The organism is Mesorhizobium sp. M7A.F.Ca.CA.002.09.1.1 (genome assembly GCF_003998555.1).
Classification (GTDB): Bacteria; Pseudomonadota; Alphaproteobacteria; order Rhizobiales; family Rhizobiaceae; genus Mesorhizobium; species Mesorhizobium ciceri.
On sequence record NZ_RZRR01000168.1, the window covers coordinates 1 to 7,923 of the forward strand.

Below are 7,923 nucleotides of genomic sequence, written 5' to 3' on the forward strand. Positions count from 1 at the left end.
TCCAATGTCGTGACGCCGATATAGCGACGCGCAGCCTTGTCCACCAATCACCATTGTGTTGGCAAGATCATCCATTGCCCGACGCACTTGCCAGGAAGAAACGACAGCCCGCAGGCGTTGATGCTGTGAGGCCGCGATTTCCCGCGCGTCTCCAGATATCAGTCAGGAGATTTCCATGAAAACCATAACCGCAGGACTGGCAGCGCTTCTGCTCAGCACCGCCGCATCCTTCGCTGCCGACGCGTGGAAGGAAGCCGAGGTCAATGGCGCCAAGATCTACACCGACGCCAATGGCATGACGCTTTACACCTATGACAAGGACGAGAAGGGCAAGAGCAACTGCTACGACAAATGCGCCACCAACTGGCCGCCGCTGAAAGCCGAAGCCGGCGCCAAGGCGGATGACGAGTGGAGCGTCGTCGACCGCACCGACGGCACCAAGATGTGGGCCTATGACGGCAAGCCGGTCTACACCTTCATAAAGGACAAGAAGCCCGGCGATGTGACCGGCGACGGCGTCGGCGAAGTCTGGCATATCGTCAAGGCCGACTAAGCACGCCATTCCCGCTGCTGGCGGGACAAGGGCTGGTCGCCGGGCATCTCCATGCCATCCGGCGGCCGGCATCGAACAGCCCGTTATAATGTCGCCCGTCCTGGTTTGGGCAGCATTTCAACGACTCGGCGGAAAAATGAATCGGGTCGTTTCCGCTGACTCAGACCCACCATCTGCCTTTCCCAAATTCTGTGATTTTCTCCATACACTCTAAGAGTGTATTGCTGCGGACCGGCCCGCAATTTGGGCGCTTCCCCTTGACCGGATGCAAAAGCGCGGCCATGTGAGCGACAAATAGAACGAGATTTCGTCGCGCGCAGCGGAATTCTTCTGCCGCACCACAGCTGATATGAGACCTCATGGACGTCGTCGTCGTCGAATCGCCGGCCAAGGCGAAGACAATCAACAAATACCTCGGCAAGAACTACAAGGTTCTGGCCTCGTTCGGCCATATCAGGGACTTGCCGGCCAAGGATGGCTCGGTGCGTCCGGATGAGGATTTCGCCATGTCCTGGGCGGTCGACACCGCCTCCGGCAAGCGCCTCGCCGACATCGCCAAGGCGGTCAAGGACGCCGACGGCCTGATCCTCGCCACCGATCCGGATCGCGAAGGCGAAGCGATTTCCTGGCATGTGCTGGAAGTTCTGAAGCAGAAGCGCGCGCTGAAGGACAAGCCGGTCAGCCGCGTCGTCTTCAACGCCATCACCAAATCGTCGGTGCTGGAAGCGATGGCCAATCCGCGCCAGATCGATGCGCCGCTGGTCGATGCCTATCTCGCCCGCCGGGCGCTGGATTATCTCGTCGGCTTCACGCTGTCGCCGGTGCTGTGGCGCAAACTGCCGGGCGCCCGTTCGGCCGGACGCGTCCAGTCGGTTGCGCTGCGTCTCGTCTGCGACCGCGAATCCGAGATCGAGCGCTTCATCCGCGAGGAATACTGGCAGATCGCTGCACTGCTGGGCACGCCGCGCAACGAGAATTTCGAAGCGCGGCTGACCGCCTTCGATCGCAAGAAGCTGCAAAAGCTCGACATTTCCAACAAGGCGCAGGCCGACGACATCAAGTCGATGCTCGAAGGCGCGACCTTCAAGGCGGTGTCGGTGGAAGCCAAGCCGACCAAGCGCAATCCCGGCCCGCCCTTCACCACCTCGACGCTGCAGCAGGCCGCCTCGTCGGGTCTCGGCTTCTCGGCCAGCCGCACCATGCAGGTGGCGCAACGCCTCTATGAAGGCATGGAGATCGGCGGCGAGACCACCGGTCTGATCACCTATATGCGAACCGACGGCGTGCAGATGGCACCCGAGGCGATCGACGCCGCACGCGATGCCATTGCCAAGGAATTCGGTCCGAAATACCTGCCGGAAAAGCCGCGCCAATATACGGCCAAAGCCAAGAACGCCCAGGAAGCGCACGAAGCGATCCGCCCGACGGATTTCATGCGTACCCCGGCATCGGTCAGGCAATATCTCGATTCCGACCAGATGCGGCTCTATGAGCTGATCTGGAAGCGCGCCATCGCCAGCCAGATGCAGCCGGCCGAAATCGAGCGCACCACCGCCGAGATCGAGGCGGTCAATGGATCGCGCACCGCGGAGCTGCGTGCCATCGGTTCGGTCGTTCGGTTCGACGGTTTCATCGCCGCATACACCGACCAGAAGGACGACGATGCGGAAGACGAGGAAAATCGTCGCCTGCCCGAGATCCGTGCCGGCGAGCAGCTTGCCCGCCAGGCGATCAACGCCACCCAGCACACCACCGAGCCGCCGCCGCGTTACTCCGAAGCGTCGCTGATCAAGAAGCTGGAAGAGCTCGGCATCGGCCGGCCTTCTACCTATACGGCGATCCTGAAGACGCTCGAGGACCGCGACTATGTCACCATCGACAAGCGCCGGCTGGTGCCGCAGGCCAAGGGCCGGCTGCTGTCGGCTTTCCTCGAAAGCTTCTTCAAGCGCTATGTCGAGTACGACTTCACCGCGTCCCTCGAGGAAAAGCTCGACGAGATTTCGGACGGCAAGCTCGCCTGGAAGGACGTGCTGCGCGATTTCTGGAAGGATTTTTCCGGCGCCGTCGCCGACATCAAGGAACTGCGCGTCACCGACGTGCTGGATGCGCTCAATGAAGAGCTGGCGCCGCTGGTGTTCCCCGCGCGCGAAGACGGTTCGAATCCACGCATCTGCCCGAAATGCGGCACCGGCAATCTGTCGCTGAAGCTCGGCAAGTTCGGCGCCTTTGTCGGCTGCTCCAACTATCCCGAATGCTCCTTCACCCGCCAGCTCGGCGATGCCGCCAACTCCAATGGCGAGAATGGCGGCGGCGAAGACGGCACCAAGGTCATCGGCAAGGACCCCTATACGTCAGAGGAAATCACGCTGCGCAGCGGCCGCTTCGGCCCCTATCTGCAACGCGGCGACGGCAAGGAAGCCAAGCGCTCCAGCCTGCCCAAGGGCTGGACGGCAGAGTCGATCGACCACGAAAAGGCGCTGGCGCTGCTGTCGCTGCCGCGCGATGTCGGCCAGCATCCGGAAACGGCCAAGATGATCTCGGCCGGGCTCGGCCGTTACGGTCCGTTCGTGCTGCATGACGGCACCTATGCCAATCTCGAAAGCATCGAGGACGTGTTCTCGATCGGCCTCAACCGCGCCGTGTCGGTGATCGCCGAGAAGCAGCTGAAGGGCAAGGGTGGCCGCAATGGCGGCACGGCCGCTGCGCTCAAGGAGCTCGGCGACCACCCCGATGGCGGCGGCAAGATCGTCGTGCGCGACGGCAAATACGGGCCTTACGTGAATTTCGGCAAGGTCAATGCTACGCTGCCCAAGGGCAAGGATCCCCAGTCGGTGACGATGGAGGATGCGCTGGCGCTGATTGCCGAGAAGGAAGCCAAGGGCGGCGGCGGCAAGAAGCCGTTCCGCAAGGCGGCCGCGGCCAAAGCTCCGGCAACCAAGAAAGTAGCCGCCAAGAAGCCGGCTGCGAAGAAGCCGGCCGCGAAGAAAAAAGGGTAGGACAGCGTGGCGCGCAAGATCACCGGCAGAACCCACGGCGATCCGCGCACCGCCGACACCAGGGCCAAGGTCAAGGACGACTATCGGCCGTCGCGTGACGAAATCCTGCGCTACATTGCCGAAAATCCCGATCGCGCCGGCAAGCGCGACATCGCGAAGGCGTTCGCGCTGCGCGGCGACGACCGCATCTGGCTGAAGGATATTTTGCGCGACCTGCAGGACGAAGGCGTCCTCACCAAGGAGCGCAAGGGGCTGGCCCGCGTCGGTGCCCTGCCCCATGTCACGGTCCTCGATATTTTCGACCGCGATGCCGATGGCGTGCTCTTGGCGCGCCCAACCGAACACACAGCCAATGGGCCGCCGCCCATCGTTTCCATCCGCCTGTCGCGCAGTGGCAGTGGACCGGCGCCCGGCATTGGCGACCGCGTGCTGGCCAAGACCTTTCCCGCCGACGACACGAACGTCGCCCTGGGCGGCCCCGCCTACACCGGGCGGGTGGTGAAGATTTTCGAAAAGCGCACCGATGCCGTGCTCGGTATCTTTCGCATCCTGCAGGACGGCACCTTCCGTATCGAACCGGTGGAACGGCGCCAGCCCGAACTGATCGTCGACAAGGAATTCCAGAACGGCGCCAAGAATGGCGACCTGGTCGAGGTCGAGCCGGCGCGAGCCTCCCGTTTCGGCTTGCCGAGAGCCAAGGTGCTCAACGTGCTGGGCTCTCTGACCAGCGAAAAGGCGGTCTCTATGATCGCCATCCATGCGCACGACATTCCGCATATCTTCCCGGCCGACGTCATCGCAGAATCCGAAGCGATCAAGCCGGCGACGCTGGATCACCGCGAGGATTGGCGCGACCTGCCGCTGATCACCATCGATCCGGCCGACGCCAAGGACCATGACGACGCCGTCTTCGCCACGCCGGATCTCGACGAGAAGAACCCCGGCGGCGTGGTTGCCACCGTGGCGATCGCCGACGTCGCCGCCTATGTGCGCTATGGCACTGCACTCGACCGCGAAGCGCTGAAGCGCGGCAACTCGGTCTATTTCCCGGATCGTGTCGTGCCGATGCTGCCCGAGCGCATCTCCAACGATCTCTGCTCGCTGCGCGAGGGCCAGGACCGGCCGGCATTGGCAGTGCGCATGATCTTTTCGGCCGAGGGCCGCAAGCTCAGGCACACCTTCCATCGCGTCATGATGAAGTCGGCGGCAAAGCTCGCCTACCAACAGGCTCAGGCGGCGATCGACGGTGCGCCAGACGACAAGACAGGCCCGATCCTCGAAACCGTGCTGAAGCCACTGTGGGACGCCTATGCGATCCTGAAGCGCGGCCGCGATGGCCGCCAGCCGCTCGAACTCGATCTGCCGGAGCGCAAGATCGTACTCAAGCCGGACGGCACCGTCGACCGCGTCATCGTGCCGGAGCGGCTCGATGCCCACAAGCTCATCGAAGAATTCATGATCCAGGCCAATGTCGCCGCGGCCGAGACGCTGGAGGCGAAGAAGCAGGAGCTGGTCTATCGCGTCCACGACGCGCCGTCGCTCGCCAAGCAGGAATCGCTGCGCGAGTTCCTGCAGACATTGGGCCTGTCACTGGCGCGCGGCGCGCAGATGCAGCCAAGCCAGTTCAACGGCATTTTGGAGCGCGTGCGCGGCGCCGACAATGAAGGCCTTGTCAACGAAGTGGTGCTGCGCTCGCAGAGCCAGGCCGAATACTCGCCAAAGAACATCGGCCATTTCGGTCTCAACCTCCGCCGCTACGCCCATTTCACCTCGCCGATCCGCCGCTATGCCGATTTGATCGTGCATCGCGGACTTATTGCCGCACTCGGACTGGGTCCGGGTGGGCTGACGCAGGACGAAGCGGCACGGCTCGAAGATGTCGCGGTGCAGATCTCCGGCACGGAACGCCGCGCAATGGCGGCCGAGCGGGACACGGTCGACCGTCTGATCGCCGCCTATCTCGCCGAACGCGTCGATGACCGGTTCGATGCCCGCATCTCCGGCGTCACCAAATCAGGACTATTTGTCCAATTGCCGCAGTACGGCGCGGATGGTTTCATCCCGGTGTCAACTCTGGGCGGCGATTACTATATATACGATGAAACGGCTCGCTCCCTGTTCGGAGAACGCTCTGGCAAAGGCTACCAACTCGCGGACCGCGTCGAGGTCCGGCTTATCGAGGTGGCGCCGATGGCCGGCGCGATGCGCTTCGAGATGTTGACCGACCCAAAGCCTCTGCCGGGCTCCAAGCGGTCGTTTCACAAGGCCAAGGGCCGCGCCCGCGCGTCGCAATCGCGACCGGGTTCGCGCGGCAGGAGACGATGATGACAACAGCCATGGAAGAACAGGTTTTCGGCGGAGAACATCACTCGGGCCGGGCCGCACGCCCGCTGTGGACGGCGATGAAGCGCGGCCTGCTCGGCCGCTGCCCGCATTGCGGCGAAGGCAAGCTGTTTCGCGCTTTTACCAAGACCGTCGACACATGCGGCGTCTGCGGCGAGGAATTGCATCACCACCGGGCCGACGACCTGCCGGCCTACCTCGTCATCGTCATCGTCGGCCACATCGTGCTGGGCGCCTTCATGGGCGTGGAGGCGACGTCGACTTTGTCCATATGGCAGCACATCGCCATCTGGGTGCCGCTGACCATCCTTTTGTCGGTTGCGCTGCTGCAGCCGGTCAAGGGTGCCGTCATCGGACTGCAATGGGCCTTCTATATGCACGGCTTCGGCGGCGAGCACGACGTGATCGAGCCGCATCCCGGAGCCTAGGCCGCAGCCAAGAATGCTGCCTGGCGCAACATACCGACCGTGAAAGGCCACTTTCGCTTGCCAGAAGTTTCCGCTAGGTCCTGCGCATGGACGGTATGACCAAGGCGGAAGTCGACAGGATCGAGCGGAGCATGATCGCTCATAGCGGCCGGCCAATTCGCCCGCGCGACGCGGCAACCCTCATCCTGCTCGACCGCAAGGACGACGACGTACTGGTTCTGATGGGTCGCCGCCATGCCGGCCACGCCTTCATGCCGGGCAAGTTCGTCTTTCCCGGCGGCCGCACCGATCCGGCCGATAGCCGCATACCGGTCGTCGCCGCCCTGCACCCGAAGCAGGAAGCCAAGCTGATCGCCGGGCCGGGGCGCACAAGCGCCGCACGAGCCCGCGCCATCGCCCTGTCGGCCATCCGAGAGACCTATGAGGAAGCCGGGCTGCTGATCGGCCGCAAGGGTGCTTTCGCAACCCCCAGATCCGACTGGCAAGGCTTTGCCGAACACGGCGTGCAACCCTCTCTCGACATGCTGCGCTTCGTCGCGCGCGCCATCACGCCGCCCAACCGGGTGCGCCGCTTCGACACCCGTTTCTTCAGCGCCTGGCGTGACGACGTCGCGGTCGAGCTGCCCGGTGGCGGTCCGACCAACGAACTGGAAGAGCTGGTCTGGCTGCCGCTTGCCAAGGCCAGGGAAGCCGACATACCCGACATCACCCGAATGATCCTGGACGAGTTGGAAAAGCGCCTCGCCCATGATCCGCTGTTGCGTCCAGGCGGTCCCGTGCCCTTCTACCGGCTGGTCCGCAGGCGCTTCATCCGCGAACTTCTCTAGAGCAATTCCAGGAAAGTGTGACGCGGTTTTCCGTCCGAATTGCGTAAGATCAAACAGACAGAGTATTCAGCATCCATGACGGTCGATACCCAACCAAAGGGCGACGAGCGCGTACACTGGCTGCCGATGGTGGCGGCGATCTCGTCGATCAGCGTCGTCGGCATCGCCATCGGCCTCGGCATGCCGCTGCTCAGCGTCATCCTTGAAACACGCGGCCACTCGGCTTCGATGATCGGCCTCAACACCGCCGTCGCCGGCCTCGCCTCGATCGCCGGTGCGCCGCTGGCGACCCCGCTCGCCATGCGCTTCGGCGTTGCCTGGACCATGATCGCCATGATCGCCGCCGGCGCGCTGGCCTTTGTCGGCTTCCATTTCGCACCCGATTTCTGGATGTGGTTTCCACTGCGCATCGTGCTGCACATTGCGCTGACGGTGCTGTTCATCCTGTCTGAATTCTGGATCAGCACCTCGGCGCCGCCGCACCGGCGCGGCCTTGTCCTTGGCATCTACGCCACTGTCCTGTCGCTCGGCTTTGCCGCCGGACCGTGGCTGTTCGCTCATCTCGGCAGTTCCGGCTTCAGGCCGTTCGGCGTCATCATCGCGTTGGTGACGCTGGCGGCCATACCCGTGCTGGCAGCACGCAACGAGAGCCCGTCGATCGCCTCGGATGGCGAAACCAGCAATTTCCTGCGCTACATCTGGCTGGTGCCGTCGGCGACCGCTGCCGTGCTGGTGTTCGGCGCGGTGGGGACCGGCGGCTTTGCGCTGTTCCCGAT

The 7,923-nt window shown here is 63.7% G+C and carries 6 protein-coding genes; all 6 read left to right on the forward strand.

Features of this window, described 5'->3' with window-relative positions; all coding sequences use genetic code 11:
* The first annotated feature begins 175 nt into the window (after window positions 1-175).
* Window positions 176-553, forward strand: coding sequence for a hypothetical protein (locus EN994_RS10165; protein WP_024503571.1), 378 nt, complete (start codon window positions 176-178; stop codon window positions 551-553).
* 359 nt (window positions 554-912) lie between these two features.
* A complete protein-coding gene (topA, locus tag EN994_RS10170; protein WP_063167901.1) occupies window positions 913-3,549 on the forward strand; it encodes a type I DNA topoisomerase in 2,637 nt (878 codons plus the stop codon).
* A gap of 6 nt (window positions 3,550-3,555) precedes the next feature.
* Entirely contained in the window at window positions 3,556-5,874 is a 2,319-nt protein-coding gene (gene rnr, locus EN994_RS10175) for a ribonuclease R (protein ID WP_063167900.1), read from the forward strand.
* An 11-nt stretch (window positions 5,875-5,885) separates the two neighbouring features.
* A complete protein-coding gene (locus tag EN994_RS10180; RefSeq protein WP_024503574.1) occupies window positions 5,886-6,320 on the forward strand; it encodes a DUF983 domain-containing protein in 435 nt (144 codons plus the stop codon).
* 86 nt (window positions 6,321-6,406) lie between these two features.
* Window positions 6,407-7,147 carry an NUDIX domain-containing protein gene (locus EN994_RS10185; RefSeq protein WP_063167899.1) on the forward strand — a complete coding sequence of 247 codons (741 nt, stop codon included), beginning with the start codon at window positions 6,407-6,409 and terminating at the stop codon, window positions 7,145-7,147.
* 75 nt (window positions 7,148-7,222) lie between these two features.
* Window positions 7,223-7,923, forward strand: a 701-nt coding sequence (locus tag EN994_RS10190) for an MFS transporter (protein ID WP_164745857.1), incomplete at its 3' end; no start/stop codon positions are given.